Raw genomic sequence first — 19456 nt, forward strand, 5'->3', positions numbered from 1 at the left:
CCGCAAGCCGTTCACCCCTTAAAAACATCAACAAAGTTAAGCACAAATGCGTAAAGTTACAAACACCATCATTTCACCGCATTTCTCTTAACTGCATTATCAATTAAAGGTACATTTAACTGTAACAATAACAGAAATTCATCAAACATGAATGGTTTCTTAACGAGTCAAAGCAGTTAATTTAGGGTTAGCAGTACATGATCCAGTTTTTACTTTTATCCACTATCGCGGCGCAAGGCAGCGCCATTGAAACAATTGAAGTCATTGGCGGGAAAAATTTACTTGCATCTGAGCCATTTACAAACGTTAACATTAGTCATATTGGCAAGGACGATCTGCATGGTGCGAGCAACACGATTGCAGATTGGATTGTTCAGGTTCCCGGCGTCTCTCTGAATGGTCAGGGTGGGCTATATCAAAGCTATAGCATTCGTGGCCTCAGTCGCTGGCGGGTAAGAACGCAAGTCAATGGGATTGTTTTGCTAACCGATCGACGCGCTGGCAATTCTGCGTCTTTTATCGACCCTGGTCTGTTACAACTTGCGAGTGTACAAAAGGGCCCTGCTGCTATGCTGTATGGATCAGAAGCGATCGGCGGTGTGATAGCAATGAACTCAGTTCAGGGTGAGCAAGACACGCTGGAACTGGGCTTCGAAGACACGGGAAGTGGGCGTCGTATCCTTGCGATTACAGGTGAAGATAATTACAACCTGGCATTCGCTTACAGGAAAAAAGACCGCAGCTATGCGCCCAATGGCGATCAGCTCAACAATGGCTATGAACAGTTCTCTTCCAGTGTCAGATACAAACACCAGCTAACGGATGGCATTGAGCTGAATATGTCGTGGCTTCCCTCTATTAGTAAAAATGTTGGGAAAAACAGTATAACGTATCCTGAGAGCCAGGTTGCCATATATCCGGAGGACTTACACAGCCTGGCACAAGTGTCAGTCAAATCTGAGCAATGGTTGGTTAACGTGTTCCATCACTATCAGAACTGGGACAGCGATGTGCTGCGCGTTAGCAAGCGGCATAATCTGACCGAGTATCAGTCTCACACACTCGGCGCTAACCTGTATCATGAATTTAACTGGAATAACCTGCCCATGCGCGCTGGTCTTGACTGGACAGCCAGGCGTGGGGTTTCGATCACAGATCAGGAATCTAACCTCAAAACAATGGCTGACCCGGCCATCAATACCTTGCTGGATGGTCAGCAAGATAACTTGGCTGCATTTATGAATGGTATCTGGGAGCGACAAAACTGGCGGGCAGACTTTGGCGCACGCTTTGATCACTTTTCGGCCGACAACTTCGGTGTCAGTAAATCCGATAACCATCTCAGCCACAGTCTTAGCTTGACCAGACAATGGCAAGCACACAGTGTGTCACTGAGCTATGCCAGTGCATTCAGATTTCCAACGCTGACAGAATTATACTTTAATGGTGTGACACCGCGAGGAAATACAGTGGGCAACCCACAGCTTGACCCGGAAACCAGCCAGGGAGTCGAGTTCACCTATCGCCTTGATGGCAAACGCACAGAGACTACCCTGAATCTGTTCCATACCCGTCTGGATGACTATATTGAACGAGTAAAACTAACCTCAGGTGACAGAACCTATCTCAACCTTGAGCAGGCAACCATTTCTGGTGCTGAAATTTCAACTCATATTGAGGTGAGCGATGCACTGTCTTATACGCTCGGATACACACATCAGCAAGGTGAAAGCGACTCTGGTGAGCCCCTTTCAGATATCGCCCCGCGTAAATTCAGCTTATCAGGCCACTATGCATGGCAGTCTTTTGAATTCAAGAGCGCATTAAACTATCAACTGGCAAAGCATCAACCAGGCTCAGGTGAAGCAGATCTGGACAAAAGCCTTGTGGTAGACCTGAACTTGAACTGGTATATGGATGAAAACTGGACACTGCGTGCTGGCATATTAAACCTGTTCAACCGCCTTCACAAAACCACCGCAGACGAAGACGCTCCGTTTCATGCCGAGCGTACAATTAAGTTTGACCTTAGCTGGCAAATCTAACCCTTTCGACCTGAGGGTTGCGCTAAAACACGCAACTCTCCACTTTAACTCATCTTTTCGGCTGACTATTTGCCAAACAGAAGCTCCCAGAAACCTGGTGGCTCATGAAACGCATGGTATTCCTTCCTCAATCCGTCTACCTGTTTAAGCAAGTGCTTGGCTTGTTGTACTTGTGCCTGAGCCAGCAAGCTTTGCGCCTGACTGATCACTTCTGATACCTTATTCAGCCCTTGCAGTGACTGTGCTTTTACATCAGCTTTGAAATTATGTTGCTTACTCTGCTGGATCAAAAGCAACATAGTTTCAAGATGCTTGTTGACCTCTTCTGCTTGTTGAGCTTCCATTGCCTGTTTGTAAGCATGTCCCATATTCTTCATCGTCTGATTGAGATCCTGCCCCGGCTGCGCAACGACAGCTTGAGCAAAGCACATAGAAAAAAGAAATATTATCAAGCGACTCATTTTCCCCCCTTAATCAACAATGGGCTAGTATATAAGTAAATGCGTCGCAAACAAACTGTTCGACCAGACATAGAGGAGCACAATGAAACATTTAATCTCACCGATTGTGCTGCTGTTCTTTGTCACCTTCACAGGTTTTGCACAAACGATCACTGTCACCTTTGTTAACCCGGGTAATAAGCAAGTTAATCCGACTGGTGCGTTCTGGCATAACGTTACAAAGATCATGGAAGCCGCCGCGCAAGATCTCGACATAGCACTCACTACAGTGTACGCCGAGAGAAATCATATTCACATGAAGAAACTGGCGCAGGAAGCACTCAGCTCTTCTGCCGATTATTTAATCCTTGTTGACGAAAAAGGCGTAATAACTGATGCTCTGCTGACAGTGCCAGGTGAGCATAAACGCGTTGCATTTTTACTCAATAGTCCGGATAAACTCGCACTAAAACGGATAGCAGCCAAAGGCATTGGCGTGCTCGGCTCGGTTACGCCTGATAATTACCAGGCCGGCAGAATGCTCGCAAAACTATTACATGAATCATTACCTGACGACAACAGTCAGGGCGCTGATCGTCATGTTATGCTTGCTCTGCTCGGAGATGTCGCCACTAATGCCGCCATTGAGCGCGAGCAAGGCCTGCTTGGCTATACCAACCGGACTTATGGTGTAAACCTGGTTGAGCGTGTCGATGCGCAATGGTCCGAGCAAAATGCCTACGAATTGGCAACCGGGCTGCTACAACGATTTCCCGATACACGGCTTATCTGGTGCGCGAATGACGCCATCGCTCGGGGTGCAGCGCGTGCTGCTACAGATCTCAACCTCAGGGAGCAGTTACGTGTCGGAGGCATTAACTGGGATCAAGGCCATGAAGATATCATTGACGTTTCACTGGGTGGACATGTGCTGCTGGGCGGTTACTTACTGACAGAAATCAGGAAATTCCACAACCGTAAAATCAGTGCAATCGGAGAACAGAAAATTGCTATTTTTCAGCCATATTCTGAAAATTTCAGACCTTTGTATCGAGCTATCCATGGAGCCAATTTAAATGACATTGACTTTAAACTATTCACCGGCAGCGGCCAAAGTTACAATATTAAGACACTGAATCAGCAATTAAAATTTTAATTTTTTTATTCTGAGTCTGGAAAATAAAATACCACTCAAGTTGCATTTGCAACAAACTTCAATCTACGAAACATCCACATATAGTATAAAATTTCCCCTGCTAAATTTTCCTGATTTTTTCATTATTGACAGCGCTAGCATTCCCTGTTTTAGTTATAAGGGTTAACAACATGTAATATAGGTAAACTTATGAAAACCAAAGTTCTAACAAGCGTAAAATACTCTTTACTTGCATTGGGTGTCACTGCGGCACTCGGCACAGCTCAGGCCGCAGATACACAGCGTGTCATTGTCACAGTTAAGGATTCGGCAGTCGCCAAAACCTTGCCGATGCGAATTTCAGGTGCTGAGCTTACTCAGTTTAAAGCACAAGGGCTTGCCAGCATTGCGACACAAGCCAATGCCCACGCCATAGAAACACTGCCGAGTGTCAATGCCGTTGTCATGGAGCTGACCCCTGAACAACTCGCTGCTCTTGAAGCAGGTGGCAACATCGAGTCAATTGAAGTCGACCCTAAGCGGTATCTGCCAGAGGTGCTCAGCGAGTCGGTTGTCCCATATGCGGAGTCTGTCCCTTATGGAATTAACATGGTCCAGGCTAATCAGGTCAGTGACGCCAGCTCGGGTAATAAAAAAGTGTGTATTATGGACACAGGTTATACTCGTGGTCACCCTGATCTGCCCAGTACAGGTATAACCGGAAATGATGGCCATGGTTCGAATGACACAGGTAACTGGTATCAGGATGGAAACGGTCACGGTACACACGTAGCTGGTACAATTGCCGCTCTTGGTGGCAATGGCCAGGGCGTTGTAGGTGTCAACCCGTCGGGTCAACTTGGTTTACATATCGTTAAGGTCTTCAATGACCAGGGCCGTTGGGCGTATGGTTCAGATCTAATTAAGGCGATTGAACAGTGTGAAGCAGCCGGTGCCGATGTGACCAGCATGAGCTTGGGTGGCAGCGGCAGCTCTGCAGCAGAGCGTAACGCCTTTGCTTCAAGTGCGCAGCGCGGCATGCTCCACATTGCCGCCGCAGGTAATGGTTCAAACAGCTCGTTCAGTTACCCAGCATCTTACGATGCTGTGGTTTCCGTTGCAGCCGTAGATAGCTCAGAGAGTGTAGCATCATTCTCACAGTACAATAGTCAGGTTGAAATTGCCGGACCAGGTGTAGGCGTCAACTCAACATGGAATGACAACCGCTATAAGAGCATCAGTGGTACTTCGATGGCAACGCCTCACGTCTCAGGCGTTGCAGCCCTTGTTTGGAGTAATTTTCCGCAATGTAGTGCTGACCAGATCCGCTCAGCCCTGAATGCTACAGCAAAAGATAAAGGTGCAGCTGGGCGCGATAACTACTACGGGCATGGCATCGTACAGGCAAAAGCCGCTTATGATTATCTGGTTGACGCCGGATGTAGTGATCAGCCTGTTTTGGTTGCAGATTTCAGTGCCACGGCGAATGGCCTGAGCGTTCAGTTTAGCAACAAGTCAAGTGCCGGCACTTACAGCTGGAGCTTCGGAGATGGTAGTTCTAGCTCGCAGACCAGTCCAAGCCACACATATGCACAAGCTGGCACCTACAACGTCACCCTGACGGTTACAGGTGCGAACAACAAAACCGCATCAAAGAGCCTGAATGTTACGGTTACAGATGGCGGCAACGGAGGCGGTTGTAGTGGTGTTGAGGCGTGGAATGCTGGCACCTATTATAACACTGGCGACAAAGTATCTTACAGCGGTTATGAGTATCAGGCGACCTGGTGGTCACTGGCTGCACGCCCTGATATTTTCAGCAATGTATGGCGCAAAGGCGCACAATGCCAATAAATCAAAATGAAGACCGCGCTCACGGATGAGGTAGTCGCTTGTGGAGCAAGCTAACTGTTTGCTCCATTAACACAAAGCTAAAGTTCCTGCCAGAATGACGGCAATACTGAACCATTGATAGCCTTTAAGCGCTTCTTTGTAAAAATAGACACCAAGCAGAGCGGCACTGGAAATCCCAATTGCACGTTTTACGGCTTCCATCACTCCCGGCTGCAGCTGCTGCAGAGCGAACAGCTGACCAACTACAGCAAAGGCAAAAACCAGCGCAGCACAAGCCCATAACCACTTTGAGTGCAATAACAGTTTAAACGACAACTCAGGTCTAAACACCAGGCTATTGATCACAACCACTGACGCGGTTAGATAGACTAAGTGAAAGCTGACTTCACTATGTTGCAAAGCTTGTTTATCAAATACTATACACATTCCCCAGCACAACGCGGTTATCAGCACATACCCTGCCCCCTTTTCGCGGATTGAAAATCTGCCGCCTTGCAGGATAAAAGAACCCAGAGTAATGGCCCCGAGCGCTAACATTTGAATATCACCAAGCGGCTCATCTAACCAGAGCCAGGCAAAAGCACCTGACACGACAGGGGTAACAGACAACAAGGGCAACATCACAGCAATTTTGCCAATTGCCAGACCGCGAATAAAACACACACTGCCAATTGCCGCGAGCAACCCACTGATAGTGCCCGGAACAAAGTAAGCAATGTCGGGCACAGGCGCTTGCTGCAACACCCAGTAAACCAGATACCCGGGTAATACCAGTAAGCTGAACATAACTGACATCAGAGGCGCGCTAAATTCTCGTGCCAATTGCTTACGCAGAAAATCAAAACACGCCCAACATAGCGCGCTAAAAAATGCACTCAGCATGATACGTCACTGAGCTGTTCAAGGCACAATTCACTTTGGTGAAGCATATATGGTGTCAGTTTTTGGTGGTCTGGCTTCCAGCCCAGTAAGAAACGCTGAAAGTCAGCCCAAACGAATGGCCATAGTGCTCGCCAGCTTTTTTCAAGTGCAATTATTTTTGTCACCGGCCAGTGCCCTGCCAACGCCTGTGCCAGGTGAGCAAAATATCCATCAAGACATATTTGTACATTTGCCTGCAGTTCGCGTGAGCAATACAAACTGGTCAGTAGCAACATCACATCGCTTACGCCCACTCCCTTGCCGATATGCTGAAAATCGTAACCCAGTACCCCTACCCCCTGACTGGACAAAGCAAAATTTGCGAGTTTTGCATCACCATGGATCAAAGTCTGAAAGGGACACGCCATCAGTCTTTGATTTATGGCAGACGCGCACTGCTTTAATTTACCAGTCGCCATACGGGCGAATTCATCCGGGCGAGTGTCCAGGTGCCAGTAGTTACCCTGCACTTCTGTTTCCGTCAGTACAGGGCGAACTAACCCGATGGCGTGGAAACGCGCAAGCCACTCCAGCATTTGTGCAACATGCTCAGGCGTCGCATTACTGACATTGTGATATCCCTGTGACTCAAAATCCTTAAAAACCACGATAAAAACCGCATTCTGCTCTGCCAACACCACTACTTCAGGCATGGGGCAAGCATCAATATACCATTGTGCTCTGTGCTGATAAAAGTTCAGCTCTTTCTGATAAGAATGATATTTACGACGTAATGAGTGTTGGCTTTGCGTGATATGAGGGTGTGCCAGCTGTTCGGGAACTGTCGCGACTTTTGCAACAAGCAACGTGTCCTGATAAGTGAACTTATAGATGTGACCACATCCGCTCCATAGCACCTGGCTGTGTTGTGAATCTGGCAGCAAGGTCATAACATGCGAAATAAGTGCACAGGTTGCCATTACACTCCCTCAAATCTTAGTGGCATTAAGCCGATACTTTTTACCAGTGTAACATGTCTGCCTTATTCTACCCAGGCGTGCAAGCAAAGCATAATTACAAAAAAACCCCGAATAAACGAGGTTTTAAAGAGATAACTAACAATCAGCGTTATTGATTTACGACCGATTTGACTGTGTCAGATTCGGCTTTCTCGTCCAGTAAGTTCAAGTCAAAATCAAACTCGTCAACGCGGATCGCTTTCTCCCGCTTGCGATTGTAATCGATCAATTGTGCGTATTCGGTCTCGTTGATAACCTTGGCTATCAGTGCATTGTCCAGCGTTTCGTAGAAGCGTACACCCGCTTTGATTTCACGCTTTTTAAGTGCTTTTTTAACTTTACTCAGTAAGTCCAGACACGCGATCTTGGCTTTATAAGCCTGCTCGTTAATGTCGTGTCCGTCACCCGCTTGAGGCTTAACCAGGTGTGTCAGTTGCGCTTTAAACGCTGTATCTAACTGTGCCGCTGTCGCCAGCTCACGTACCATGTCGTCGTTGATCTGTGGCATTGAATGGCTAAACTGCATTGTCAGCACCCGCATAAACTTACGCGTGCCCGGTGCCGGGAAATTATCCAGGAACTTATGCAGCGCTTGCTCTGCTTCAACCAAGGCATAGCGTGTCGCGTAATGAAAATAAGGTGCTGCGGCTTCACGGTCGGTTACAGCTACTTTCTGCTCGTAATATTTGATTGAAGCCATAGCCGCATAAAGATAGCTCATTACATCGCCCAAACGCGCAGATAACATCTCAGCTTGCTTAAGCTTACCGCCCAAGATCAGCAAGGAGAAATCAGCATAAACAGCCAGCTTAGCGGACAGACGCTGTGCCGCCTTCTCATAAGGCTGTACTTCAGGCAGACTCGATTTACTGCTTGCGGTAAATGGCAGCACACCGAGTTTGAATGCACGCAAGCTGTTTGCCACACTGTAACCCACTGTTTGGCGCAAAATCTTATTGAAGGTTTTGTCGGCATTCGCTTCTTCGCTGTGGATTGCTTCGACCATTGACTGCAGGTATGGATGACAACGCATCACACCCTGACCAAAAATCATCAGGTTACGGGTAAGAATGTTGGCACCTTCTACCGTAATTGCGATAGGTTGAGCAACATAACCACTTGCCAGCGTATTCTGAGGACCATTCTGGATTGCTTTACCTGCCAGAATATCCATTGCCGAATCCAGTACGTCACGGCCCGTTTCTGTCATGTGGTATTTCGCAATCGCGGTCACAACGGAAGGCTTCAAGCCCATACCCAAACCTTCTGTGGTCAATACGCGCATAGCTTCCTGCAGGTAAGTTTTACCAGCAATATCAGCCAGCTTTTCCTGAATACCTTCGAACTGACCGATGGCAAGGCCAAACTGTTCGCGAACCGCCGCGTACTCAGATGCCGATTTCAGTGCAACCTGGCTGGTGGATACACCCAGTGCAGGCAGTGAAATACCACGACCCGCGCCCAGACAACTAACCAGCATTTGCCAGCCACGGCCTATGTTCTGTTGGCCGCCAATAATGAAGTCCATTGGAATAAAGACTTTTTCGCCGCGTGTTGTGCCGTTGTAAAAACGGATCCCCATAGGATCATGACGATTGCCAAGCTCGACACCTGGATGCGATTTAGGGATCAAGGCACAGGTTATCCCCAATGATTCTTTGCCGCCGAGTAAACCTTGCGGATCGAAAACTTTAAATGCCAGACCCAGTACGGTCGCGATAGGCGCAAGTGTGATGTAACGCTTATCCCAGGTGACTTCCAGACCCAGCACCTCTTCGCCGTTATACTGACCTTTGGTAACAATACCTTGGTCAGGAATACCACCGGCATCCGAACCTGCCTCAGGGCTGGTCAATGCAAAACACGGGATATCCGTACCATTAGCAAGGCGCGGCAAATAGTGTGCTTGCTGCTCTTTGGTGCCGTAGTGCATGAGCAGCTCGCCGGGACCAAGCGAGTTTGGGACCATCACAGTCACAGCAACAGCCGAAGACTTAGTTGCAATTGTGCCCACGATGGTTGAATTTGCATACGGGCTGAACTCTCTGCCGCCGTACTCTTTAGGAATGATCAAAGAGAAAAAGCGCTCTTTTTTCAAAAACTCAAGGATATGCTCTGGCAAATGCTTTTCGTTCTGTATCACAGAATCGTCAATCATCGCCATTAGTTCTTGCACAGGACCGTCCAAAAACGCTTGCTCTTCACTGCTCAATTTGGCTTCCGGTACCGCGCGCAATGCGTCGAAGTCTGGTTTCCCGCGATAGATAGAGCCTTCAAGCCATACATCACCCGCATCGAGTGCTTCTTGTTCAGTCACCGAAATGCTTGGCAATATTTTTCTTAGTTGTGTTCTTAAACTCATAATAAACTCATCCGACCAGATTGATATGGTTACATTACGGCACAAAATCTCGTTTAGATCAATTACTCTATGTCATTTTTTAACGGCTTTTTTACTGTAAGGTCTGAGTTGTTTAAAAAATTTCTAAATAATTAATAGCTTACAAGTGTTCGCTGAATTGAATTTTTTGGGTGTTTTTTATACTATTGAAGTGTCAAATTGAACGATTGCGTCACTCTGAGTCAAACAGGCATTTTAAAGTACTACCAATCTGCTTAATTAAGTGTTCTATTTTGAGGCGAGAAAATAGGGTCGATAACACTGCTCCCGCGTCCTGCTACCGGTGAGGCACACATCCATATAGGCGAGGCAAAAAATTGCGAACGAATACCTTAGGTAAAAGGTTCTAAATGAGAAATTTTTAACACCGTTAGCACTATATTTGCTCCTCAAATTGACCAGGTATTAAGAAAATTGGTATTAACAATCTGAAAGCCTAAAAATCAGCGACCTCAGCTAAACATAGTGCTTTGAGCGCATCCGGGCTAACCGCCAGCTCCAAGCCCCGCCGACCGCCACTGACATAAATCGTTTTATAACTGAGCGCTGAAATATGTAATCGCACCGGTAAGCGTTTTTTATGCGCAAACGGGCTGATCCCACCCAGCTGGTAACCGGTTGCGTTTTCAGCCTGCTGCTGTGTTGCAAGCTGTGCTTTTTTACCCTTACAACTTTTAGCAAACGCCTTTAAATCAACAAGCTGAGTAGAGGGTGTGACGGCAACAACGAGTCGACCATCAACGCATATCACCAAAGTTTTAAACACTTGCTGAGGTGCAAGCGCCAACACGTCTGTGACTTCCTGTGCAAAGTCAGTGATATCCGGATCATGTTCAAACTTGAGTATTTCGTGGCTGATCTCATACTTTTTAAGTAGCTGTATTGCCGGTGTCATAGTCTTACTGGCTGTCTTAAATGATTCAAACGCGTGTCGTCAAGAATAACCCTATTTTAAGGTAGACAAAACGTCAATTTAGACTAAAGTCTTATTAACTCTACACGCACTGTATTAATACAGCTTGGAGTCGTTATGAGCAGGCATCTTGTTCGTATCGTGGTCGTATGTGCGGTTAGCTACGTTGCTCTATCTTTTTTGACCAGTGAATACCACTTTTGGGAAAGCAGTGTGGCCTGTGCGTCCAAGTGTAAACGATTAGGTTGCAGCGATGGACTTCTCTTAACAGGACACAGTCGAACGGTGCTGGCATGCAAATGCACTGGAGATATGGACTATCTCATGCTGTTAAACTGAGAGAAAACGGCGCAATATAAGCGCCGTTTATTTTTCGAGCGATTGACTCAGTACACGACGTGTGTCGACTTACTTGGTCAGATCATCAAAGAATTTCTTTACACCATCAAAGAATCCCTGGGCTTTCGGTCGGTTTTTACCCGCATCACTGCCCATGCTCTCTTCAAGCTCTTTTAATAGTTCTTTTTGTCTTTCATTGAGGTTAACCGGAGTTTCAATCACGACTTTACAGATCAAGTCACCCACAGCGCCGCTGCGCACTGATTTTACACCTTTTCCACGCATTCTGAACATTTTGCCAGTCTGGCTCTCGGTAGGTACTTTTAGATTTGCTCGACCATCCAGGGTAGGTACTTCAATTTCACCACCTAATGCTGCTGTCGTGTAGCTGATAGGCACTTCACAATATAAATTATTACCATCGCGAACAAAAATAGGGTGTTCTCGTACACTCACCTGAACATATAAGTCACCCGCTGGCGCTCCGTGCATGCCTGCTTCACCCTCGCCAGAAAGTCTGATGCGGTCACCCGTATCAACACCCGCAGGGATCTTTACAGACAGAGTCTTGGTTTTCTCAACTCGACCCTGGCCATGACAACTATCGCAAGGATCTGAAATAACCTGTCCGGTCCCCTGACATGTAGGACAAGTTTGCTGAACCGCAAAGAAACCTTGCCGCATTTGCACCTGACCTGCACCATGACAGGTTGAACAGGTTTTAGGCTTGGACCCGGATTTTGCACCACTGCCATCGCACGGCTTACAGGAAACCCAGGTTGGCACCTGGATCTCGACTTCTTTGCCTCGTACCGCATCCTCAAGACTCAGATCTAAATTGTATCGCAGATCTGCCCCACGCTGCTGGCGTGACTGACGTCGACCGCCTCCAAAAATATCACCGAATACGTCCCCGAAAATGTCACCAAAATCAGCACCGCCGCCAAATCCACCATGGCCTGCACCACCGTTTTGTTCAAAGGCAGCATGGCCGTATTGATCATACATCTGGCGTTTTTGACTATCCGTTAAGACTTCGTAGGCTTCTTTTACTTCCTTAAACTTTGCTTCTAATTCTGCATCGCCCGCCGTTCTGTCTGGGTGATACTTCATTGCTAAGCGCTTATAGGCCTTTTTAATATCACGTTCACCGGCGTCTTTAGATACCCCAAGAACGTCGTAATAGTCTTGTTTTGACATAGTTCTCACACAATTCTTACTGAGCGATCAGCCATTGTGATGACCGCCTGGCGAAGGTTGGTTCATTGCGTTACTCAAGAGGTTTTTGACCTCGGTTTACAATCCATTTATCGCCAAAATTTAAATACGTCAGAGCCTGTTTACCTCTGCCATTCTTTAGAACTTGAAGGATAAACAGGCCCTGTTGAGCACAGCAGGTCATGCCTGTGTGCTCTTGCAAGTCAACAATTACTTGTCGTCTTTCACTTCTTCAAACTCGGCGTCAACTACATCGTCATCAGCCTTAGTTGACTGCTGTGCACCAGCATCAGCGCCGCCAGCCTGTTGTGCCTGAGCTTTCGCCTGAGCAATTTCCATCAGCTTTTGAGACTTCTCTGCAAGCGCCTGTGTCTTAGCATCGATTTCTTCTTTGCTGTCACCTTTGATGGCTGCTTCAAGGTCAGACAGAGCTGCTTCAATCGCAGTTTTGTCATCTGCTGGCAGGTCATCACCCGCTTCTTCTACTTGCTTACGAGTAGCGTGAACCAAAGCATCAGCCTGGTTACGAGCGCCTACCAGCTCTTCGAACTTCTTGTCTTCTTCAGCATTCGCTTCTGCATCACGCACCATGTTTTCAATTTCATCGTCGCTCAAACCTGAAGATGCCTGAATAGTGATCTTCTGCTCCTTGCCTGTATCTTTATCTTTCGCAGATACATGCAAGATACCATCCGCGTCAACATCAAACGTGACTTCGATTTGTGGTACACCACGCTGTGCAGGGCGAATCCCCTCCAGATTGAACTGGCCGAGAGACTTATTGTCGCTTGAACGCTTACGCTCACCTTGCAATACATGAATCGTTACCGCAGACTGGTTGTCTTCTGCTGTAGAGAAAGTTTGTGACTTCTTAGTAGGGATAGTCGTGTTTTTCTCAATCAACGCAGTCATCACCTGTCCCATAGTCTCAATACCCAGAGACAGAGGACAAACGTCAAGCAGTAGTACGTCTTTAACGTCACCTGCAAGTACACCACCTTGAACCGCAGCACCTACTGCTACTGCTTCATCAGGGTTTACGTCTTTGCGAGGCTCTTTACCAAAGAACTCAGCCACTTTCTTCTGGACCAGAGGCATACGTGTTTGACCACCCACCAGGATGATGTCATTTACGTCACCTACAGACAGATCTGCATCGGCCAGTGCACGCTTAAGCGGCTCAATTGACTGTGCAACCAGATCTTCAACTAAAGACTCAAGTTTTGCACGAGTTAACTTCACGTTCATGTGCTTAGGACCTGTTGCATCAGCAGTAACATAAGGCAGGTTCACCTCTGTTTGCTGCGCAGATGAAAGCTCGATTTTCGCTTTTTCAGCGGCTTCTTTCACACGCTGCATTGCCAGTGGGTCAGTTTTCAGGTCAATACCCTGATCTTTCTTGAATTCAGCAACCAGGTAGTTGATTACGCGGTTATCGAAATCTTCACCACCTAAGTGTGTATCACCGTTAGTCGCAAGTACTTCGAATGTGTGCTCGCCTTCAACTTCATCAATCTCGATGATTGAGATATCGAATGTACCACCACCTAAGTCATAAACTGCAACAACGTTATCGCCTTGCTTCTTGTCCATACCGTAGGCAAGTGCCGCAGCAGTTGGCTCGTTGATGATACGTTTTACATCAAGACCCGCAATACGGCCAGCGTCTTTGGTTGCCTGACGTTGAGAATCGTTGAAGTAAGCTGGAACAGTGATTACTGCTTCTGTTACTTCTTCACCCAGGAAATCCTCGGCAGTCTTTTTCATTTTCTTCAGGACTTCAGCAGAAATCTGAGGTGCGGCACGCTTTTCGCCGCGTACTTCAACCCAGGCATCACCATTGTCAGCTTTTACAATCTTAAATGGCATGATGCCGATGTCACGCTGAACCTCTTCATCTTCAAAACGACGACCGATCAAACGCTTGATTGCATACAGTGTATTTTGAGGGTTAGTCACAGCCTGACGTTTTGCCGGTTGACCTACTAACGTTTCGCCCTCTTCGGTAAATGCAATAACCGATGGCGTTGTACGATCCCCTTCAGCGTTTTCAATAACGCGTGTCTTATCACCATCAAGTACCGCTACGCAAGAGTTAGTAGTACCTAAATCGATTCCAATAATTTTACCCATGTGAATCTTCTCCGACTTCAAAAATTCGTTGTTCTGTTAGATGACTTGATAAATAGGGGCGGCAATTTGTAATTCAAGCGTCACAACAAAAAAAATGTGGTTTTTTTTTATTTTTTTTCGCTATGCCGTTTTTTTCATCAAAAAACACGGCAATTTGACATTTCCATTCTGGTATGACCAGATAGATGACTTAAAGAACTAACCAAAAGTAAACCGTGATGACATTCGATCAACTTATTTCTTTACCTGTTTTAAAAAACGCACAGGCACAACTGACGTTACCAGCAAGCTGGGGCCAGGGCAGAACGGTGTTTGGCGGCCTGTCCGCAGCCTTAATGTTACAAAGCATGTTGCATCAGCTTGGTGAACAAAACAGGCGCCTACTTTCTTTTAGCTGTAATTTTGTTGGTCCGCTGTTGAGCGAACAGCCTTTTGAGCTTGATACGAAATTACTGAGGTCAGGTAAAAATGCCACTCAAATGCAAACGACCATCACGCAAAATGACCAGGTTTGTCTCGTTGCCCTGGCCTGCTTTGGTAAACCGCGTGATTCTGTAATTACAGTGCCCGCTGGTGACGCTTGTACTTTAACTAAAGTGAACCACGAACAAACCCTGCCCTATATAGAAGGTGTAATGCCCGATTTTATTCAACATATCGACTTAAATCTTCAACAGGGTGCTTTACCCTTCAGTGGCGCCGACTCAAGCCACCTTGGTGGTTGGATGAAGTTCAAAACACCCGCTGAATCTCATCTGTCTGTGCTGCACTTACTTGCGCTTGCTGATGCCTGGCCACCCACTTTGCTGCAACTTTGCACGGGACCAACTCCGGCAAGTAGCATGTCATGGTATATTGAGTTTCTCAACGAAATTGAGTTAACGAGCTCTGAATGGTTTGCGATGGAGGCCGTCACACACCAGGCGGAGCATGGTTACGCTATCGAAGACGCGAAACTCTTTTCACAAGACGGCAAATTACTGGCACTGAGCAGACAAACCGTTGCGGTATTTGACAGTTGATAAATACAGGTAAGTCAATCACACTATAGGCAGGAGTCAGTTAAAGTATTGGTTAAACAGTGATAGTCGCCTGTCAGCATTGTGATTATTTAGTATCTATCAGAGAATTGGGCGAGCAGCAAAGAGCTGTTTGTCCACACTGTGGTAATGTATTAGCCACTACTCAGCACAACTATACACAATGGATAGCCGCTTTCAGCCTGTCATCTATCATATTTCTTCTGTTGAGCTTACAACCTCACTTTATTTCGTACGCACAACATGGTCTTAAGCAAACTATCAGTTTGATGGCTGCGATCATGCAGCTTGCACAAAACTACAGCGTATTTTTAGCCGCATTGCTTTGCACCAGTATTGTTATTTTACCCCTTGTCGCCAGCACGCTTATCCTGTTGGTCCACACTCCGATATGGCAAAAGCTAAATCCGCATAATGCTCGTGCTGTCGCAAAATTCATTATGGCCCTCAGACCACTCAACCTTGCTGATATATTTTTGGTCGCGGTGTTAATCAGTGCGTTTAAACTAACTGCATTTGCGGAAATAGAGGTAGGGCTTGGCTTCTGGGCGTACATACTGTTTGTGCTCTGCTTTATCGAAACCCTGTCTTTATTGAGCCAACATCAGCTGTGGCAGTTACAACAAGCACATTTCACCCCCACGATTGAACACTGTGCCAAACGCGCAAGCTCGCAGAAGTTAAAGCAGTGCCATGTCTGCCAGCAGATTAGCCGCAGTGAACACTGCCCTCGCTGCCTTGCAAAACTAAGCTATCGAAAAAGTAACTCGGTTACACGCAGCGCAGCCTGGATGCTAACCTCTCTGGTTTTTATGGTCCCTGCTCTGTCGTTTCCTATTATGGATACAATCAATCTCGGCTTACACACCCCTGCGACAATATATGGCGGTGTTGAAGTATTATGGCGAAATGGCTCGTACCCTATCGCAATTGTGATCTTCATTGCCAGCATATGCATTCCCCTGCTCAAAGCGGGTACTCTGTTCTATTTACTGTATCGTGTCAGACGCCCAGTTAACCCAAAAGTGACGGCCAAGTTCTATCGCGCGCTGGAAGCGGTTGGAAAATGGTCAATGATAGACGTTTTCGTCGTGATCCTCTTGGTTTCTCTGGTTCAGCTTGGTACTGTACTGAGCGTTGAGCCGCAGCCAGGCATTGTATTTTTTACTGCTATGGTTATTTGCCAGATTTTTGCTGTAAACAATTTTGACCCTCGACTACTTTGGGACTCCTTAAAAAAACATGAATAAAGAAGCGCATATCGAGCCCAAGCCCAGGCTTTCAGTCATCTGGATTGTGCCCTTATTGGCTGTGTTGATCACCGGCTGGATGCTCTACCAGCATCAGCAGAATAAAGGCCATCAAATATACATCAAGATGAAGAATGCAGATGGTGTCATCGCGGGCAAGACAGAAATTAGAGTAAGAAGCGTTAAAATTGGCGTGGTGGAATCTTTGCGCCTGCAAGTTGAACAAAAAGCTGTGGTTGCTACCGTCCGAATTGATAAGCACTATGATAGCTTACTGACCGAAGATGCCAAATTCTGGATTGTAAAGCCCCGAATTGACCAGTCCGGGATCAGTGGGCTCAATACTCTGTTATCCGGCGTTTACATCGAGCTGTTACCAGGCGAAAGCAAACTGCGCACTAGCCTTTACACGCTTCAGGACCAGCCCGCACTTATATCCACTGACGTGGAGGGCCTGCGGTATCGACTCAGCTCTACCAGCGGTGAAGTGTTGGATGTAGGGACTGGCATTTTCTTTCGCAACTATCATATAGGTCAGATTGAAAGCGCCGTGTTTAATACAGAGTCACTACAAATGGAATACGGTATCTTTATCGATTCTCCATATGACAAACTCATTACTCATAATGCCATTTTTTGGATCAACTCAGGAGTTGAACTCTCATTAACCAGTGAAGGGATAAACCTGAATACCGGCTCTTTGGCGAAAATGATTAAAGGTGGCATATCAATCGACTATCCACCTGACCAAGGGAGTGGAGAAGTCTCAGCTGAGGGTCGTTCGTTTACATTGCACCAGAATTTTGCTGTTGCATTGGAACGACGTTTTGATTTGTTTGACCATTATCTGGTTGAGTTTGAGCAGTCAATTCGTGGTCTAAAACCAGGCGCCCCGGTGGAATACCGTGGCATGCGGGTCGGAACGGTAGAGCAAGTACCTGCAAGACTAGAACGTGACGGGCAGCCTTTGTACTTCCAGCAAGGCAACACATCCATCCCCGTATTAATCAAAATTGAGTACGGACGCATCTATGAAGTTGATGCGAAAGCCAAACAATATTGGCAAGAAAATATAGAACAATGGGTTAAAAATGGCCTAAGAGCCTCACTAAAAAGTGGCAATATTTTAACAGGTGCGGTATATATAGAACTAGATTTTTACAACTCGACCCCTCCGACCAGTTTAGGGATGAATTACGCGTACCCGGTGTTGCCGAGTGTGCCCAGTGGATTTACCGCCTTGTCTGAGCAAGTAATGGCTTTGTTGAACAAGCTCAATAAATTGCCACTGGACAACTCGCTCGTTGAGGCGCAAAGAACAATGCAGGCGTTCACTGCGTTAGCAAATGAAACGCAGGCACTGGTAAACAGTTTCAACACAACGAAAGTATCAGAAAAAGTGGAAAAGAACTTAACACAATTACAGGGAACACTGGCGCAGCTGACAGCCAGCCTGAAACAATTTGAGAAAACGCTGAACAACTATCAAAAAGGTTCAGGTATGGTCGAACAGTTGACAGATACACTGCAAGAGCTGGAAAGCTTGAGCAACTCTCTGAAGCCGGTGTCAAAGGGGCTTAATGAACAACCCAATATGTTATTGTTCGATAAAGAGACGCAGGCAGATCCTGAACCCAGGAAGCAACGCTAGTGAAAGCCGTCATTGCATTATTAGCTATCGCATTAGCAGGGTGTGCAGGCTCTGATCCTGCCCAGTATCAGTACTACCGATTTGGCTCAGTGCCTGACGCACCAGTAAGCCAAAACAACAATGCGCTTACTACACATGATCACAGGGTGTACGTTGACCAGGTGAATATAGTTGGTGTTGCTGATCAGCAAGCGCTTGTTCAGTACATCGAAGCACACAAAGTGCATATTGCTAACTACCACTACTGGGCAGAGCACCCCAAGCTGCTACTTACAAAAGCAACGCTTAGATATCTGGATAACGCAGGCTTCTCGCCTGTGCTTTCGGCCCATGCCAGCGATATCAAGCCTGGCGACTACAAGCTGCTTATTGAAGTGTCCGACCTGGCTGGTCACTACCAGCAAGGTGCTCTCTTAAAAGGGGCCTGGCATTTATATCGAATAACGGAGCAAGGTAATGAGTTACTTGATGTAAGACATTTTGAATACCGGTCTCCACTATCACAAGATGGTTTCAATGCGTTGATCGTTGCTCACCAGCAAAACTGGCAGCAGTTAATGGCACAATTACACCTGGAGATCGATGCACAAGGCCCTAGTCACGCAGCAGATTGACGTACAGGTTAGTCTGCCCCATGCCAGGCACCAATTCAAACGTACCTACTAAAATAAAGTTCAATTTGTTCAACAACTTGTTACTCGCCGTATTAGTCGGTGTTGTGATAGCTCCGAGAGCCTTATGCTTACCACAGTTGCGAATAAACGACAATAATGCATCGGCTGCTTCAAAGGCGTAGCCTTTACCAGAATAGCTATCCAGAAATGCATAGCCTAAATCCGGAAACGCCAGGTAGGGTCGCTGATAAAGCCCACATATACCAATGGCCGTACCATCATTCAGTGCTACAATATATGGGCTTGGCGCAGCTAAATCGTAAGGTGCGAAAAACGCACTTTCAATATATTTTTGAGCATCAGCCAGGGTTCGGATCTGTTTATCAGCAACGTTTTCAATGAAGCTTTTTTGGTTGAGCAATTCAAAAATTAACTCCGCGTCGGTAATTTGCGCCCTGCGAATAATCAGCCGCTGTGTATGCGTTACGATATCTGACATTAAAGTACATCCTTAAAAATGGGGCAATTTGCCCCATGGGTTAC

Annotated in this window: 15 protein-coding genes; 7 read left to right on the top strand and 8 right to left on the bottom strand. The window is 46.7% G+C overall.

All coding sequences use genetic code 11. The features are described 5' to 3' along the window. The first annotated feature begins 197 nt into the window (after positions 1-197). Positions 198-2045 (top strand): TonB-dependent receptor, encoded by a 1848-nt coding sequence (locus tag MHN33_RS03315; protein WP_239395293.1) that lies wholly within the window; start codon positions 198-200, stop codon positions 2043-2045. Positions 2046-2110: 65 nt separating this feature from the next. On the opposite strand, the gene MHN33_RS03320 is transcribed toward MHN33_RS03315, so the two are convergent. Next, positions 2111-2506, bottom strand: a complete 396-nt coding sequence (locus MHN33_RS03320; protein WP_239395295.1) for a cytochrome b562 — start codon at positions 2504-2506, stop codon at positions 2111-2113. A gap of 82 nt (positions 2507-2588) precedes the next feature. Here MHN33_RS03320 and MHN33_RS03325 point away from each other — a divergent pair, with 82 nt between their 5' ends. Together MHN33_RS03325 and MHN33_RS03330 are read left to right on the top strand one after the other, a co-directional pair. Beyond that, a complete protein-coding gene (locus MHN33_RS03325) occupies positions 2589-3641 on the top strand; it encodes an ABC transporter substrate-binding protein (RefSeq protein WP_239395298.1) in 1053 nt (350 codons plus the stop codon). Positions 3642-3830: 189 nt separating this feature from the next. Beyond that, positions 3831-5474 carry a S8 family serine peptidase gene (locus tag MHN33_RS03330; protein ID WP_239395300.1) on the top strand — a complete coding sequence of 548 codons (1644 nt, stop codon included), beginning with the start codon at positions 3831-3833 and terminating at the stop codon, positions 5472-5474. A 66-nt stretch (positions 5475-5540) separates the two neighbouring features. Here the strand turns inward: MHN33_RS03330 and MHN33_RS03335 are convergent, their stop codons facing one another. The 6 genes from MHN33_RS03335 to dnaK form a co-directional block, all read right to left on the bottom strand. Next, entirely contained in the window at positions 5541-6356 is an 816-nt protein-coding gene (locus tag MHN33_RS03335) for a DMT family transporter (RefSeq protein ID WP_239395302.1), read from the bottom strand. After that, entirely contained in the window at positions 6350-7315 is a 966-nt protein-coding gene (locus MHN33_RS03340; RefSeq protein ID WP_239395304.1) for an ecdysteroid 22-kinase family protein, read from the bottom strand. The genes MHN33_RS03335 and MHN33_RS03340 overlap by 7 nt, the downstream gene beginning before the upstream one ends. A 148-nt stretch (positions 7316-7463) precedes the next feature. Beyond that, positions 7464-9716 carry an acyl-CoA dehydrogenase gene (locus MHN33_RS03345; protein WP_239395306.1) on the bottom strand — a complete coding sequence of 751 codons (2253 nt, stop codon included), beginning with the start codon at positions 9714-9716 and terminating at the stop codon, positions 7464-7466. 475 nt (positions 9717-10191) lie between these two features. Further along, positions 10192-10650 (bottom strand): aminoacyl-tRNA deacylase, encoded by a 459-nt coding sequence (locus MHN33_RS03350; RefSeq protein WP_239395308.1) that lies wholly within the window; start codon positions 10648-10650, stop codon positions 10192-10194. Between the two features lie 426 nt (positions 10651-11076). Next, positions 11077-12207 (bottom strand): molecular chaperone DnaJ, encoded by a 1131-nt coding sequence (gene dnaJ, locus MHN33_RS03355; RefSeq protein WP_239395311.1) that lies wholly within the window; start codon positions 12205-12207, stop codon positions 11077-11079. 228 nt (positions 12208-12435) lie between these two features. Beyond that, the gene (gene dnaK, locus MHN33_RS03360; protein WP_239395329.1) at positions 12436-14358 is read right to left on the bottom strand and encodes a molecular chaperone DnaK; all 1923 of its coding nucleotides are present in this window, start codon (positions 14356-14358) and stop codon (positions 12436-12438) included. A 218-nt stretch (positions 14359-14576) separates the two neighbouring features. Here dnaK and MHN33_RS03365 point away from each other — a divergent pair, with 218 nt between their 5' ends. From MHN33_RS03365 to MHN33_RS03380, 4 genes are read left to right on the top strand one after another with little or no spacing between them, the layout of a single operon-like run. Next, positions 14577-15380, top strand: a complete 804-nt coding sequence (locus MHN33_RS03365; RefSeq protein ID WP_239395331.1) for a thioesterase family protein — start codon at positions 14577-14579, stop codon at positions 15378-15380. Positions 15381-15439: 59 nt separating this feature from the next. Continuing rightward, positions 15440-16648, top strand: coding sequence for a paraquat-inducible protein A (locus MHN33_RS03370; RefSeq protein WP_239395333.1), 1209 nt, complete (start codon positions 15440-15442; stop codon positions 16646-16648). After that, positions 16641-18299: an intermembrane transport protein PqiB gene (gene pqiB / locus MHN33_RS03375; RefSeq protein WP_239395341.1), complete on the top strand. Its 1659-nt coding sequence runs from the start codon at positions 16641-16643 to the stop codon at positions 18297-18299. Before MHN33_RS03370 ends, pqiB begins: the two co-directional genes overlap by 8 nt. Continuing rightward, on the top strand, positions 18299-18913 hold the full coding sequence (locus MHN33_RS03380; protein ID WP_239395343.1) for a PqiC family protein: 615 nt from the start codon (positions 18299-18301) through the stop codon (positions 18911-18913). Before pqiB ends, MHN33_RS03380 begins: the two co-directional genes overlap by 1 nt. Here the strand turns inward: MHN33_RS03380 and MHN33_RS03385 are convergent. Then, a complete protein-coding gene (locus tag MHN33_RS03385) occupies positions 18894-19412 on the bottom strand; it encodes a GNAT family N-acetyltransferase (protein WP_239395345.1) in 519 nt (172 codons plus the stop codon). The two genes, MHN33_RS03380 and MHN33_RS03385, sit on opposite strands and share 20 nt — an antisense overlap. Positions 19413-19456: the final 44 nt, after the last annotated feature.

The sequence above is a fragment of the Pseudoalteromonas sp. OOF1S-7 genome (assembly GCF_022347765.1).
Classification (GTDB): Bacteria; Pseudomonadota; Gammaproteobacteria; order Enterobacterales; family Alteromonadaceae; genus Pseudoalteromonas.

What these genes read in the sequence shown, in the direction of transcription:
- MHN33_RS03315 (WP_239395293.1), top strand. Translation starts at nt 198, where the DNA reads ATGATCCAGTTTTTACTTTTATCCACTATCGCGGCGCAAGGCAGCGCC.
- MHN33_RS03320 (WP_239395295.1), bottom strand. Translation starts at nt 2,506, where the DNA reads ATGAGTCGCTTGATAATATTTCTTTTTTCTATGTGCTTTGCTCAAGCT.
- MHN33_RS03325 (WP_239395298.1), top strand. Translation starts at nt 2,589, where the DNA reads ATGAAACATTTAATCTCACCGATTGTGCTGCTGTTCTTTGTCACCTTC.
- MHN33_RS03330 (WP_239395300.1), top strand. Translation starts at nt 3,831, where the DNA reads ATGAAAACCAAAGTTCTAACAAGCGTAAAATACTCTTTACTTGCATTG.
- MHN33_RS03335 (WP_239395302.1), bottom strand. Translation starts at nt 6,356, where the DNA reads ATGCTGAGTGCATTTTTTAGCGCGCTATGTTGGGCGTGTTTTGATTTT.
- MHN33_RS03340 (WP_239395304.1), bottom strand. Translation starts at nt 7,315, where the DNA reads ATGGCAACCTGTGCACTTATTTCGCATGTTATGACCTTGCTGCCAGAT.
- MHN33_RS03345 (WP_239395306.1), bottom strand. Translation starts at nt 9,716, where the DNA reads ATGAGTTTAAGAACACAACTAAGAAAAATATTGCCAAGCATTTCGGTG.
- MHN33_RS03350 (WP_239395308.1), bottom strand. Translation starts at nt 10,650, where the DNA reads ATGACACCGGCAATACAGCTACTTAAAAAGTATGAGATCAGCCACGAA.
- dnaJ (WP_239395311.1), bottom strand. Translation starts at nt 12,207, where the DNA reads ATGTCAAAACAAGACTATTACGACGTTCTTGGGGTATCTAAAGACGCC.
- dnaK (WP_239395329.1), bottom strand. Translation starts at nt 14,358, where the DNA reads ATGGGTAAAATTATTGGAATCGATTTAGGTACTACTAACTCTTGCGTA.
- MHN33_RS03365 (WP_239395331.1), top strand. Translation starts at nt 14,577, where the DNA reads ATGACATTCGATCAACTTATTTCTTTACCTGTTTTAAAAAACGCACAG.
- pqiB (WP_239395341.1), top strand. Translation starts at nt 16,641, where the DNA reads ATGAATAAAGAAGCGCATATCGAGCCCAAGCCCAGGCTTTCAGTCATC.
- MHN33_RS03385 (WP_239395345.1), bottom strand. Translation starts at nt 19,412, where the DNA reads ATGTCAGATATCGTAACGCATACACAGCGGCTGATTATTCGCAGGGCG.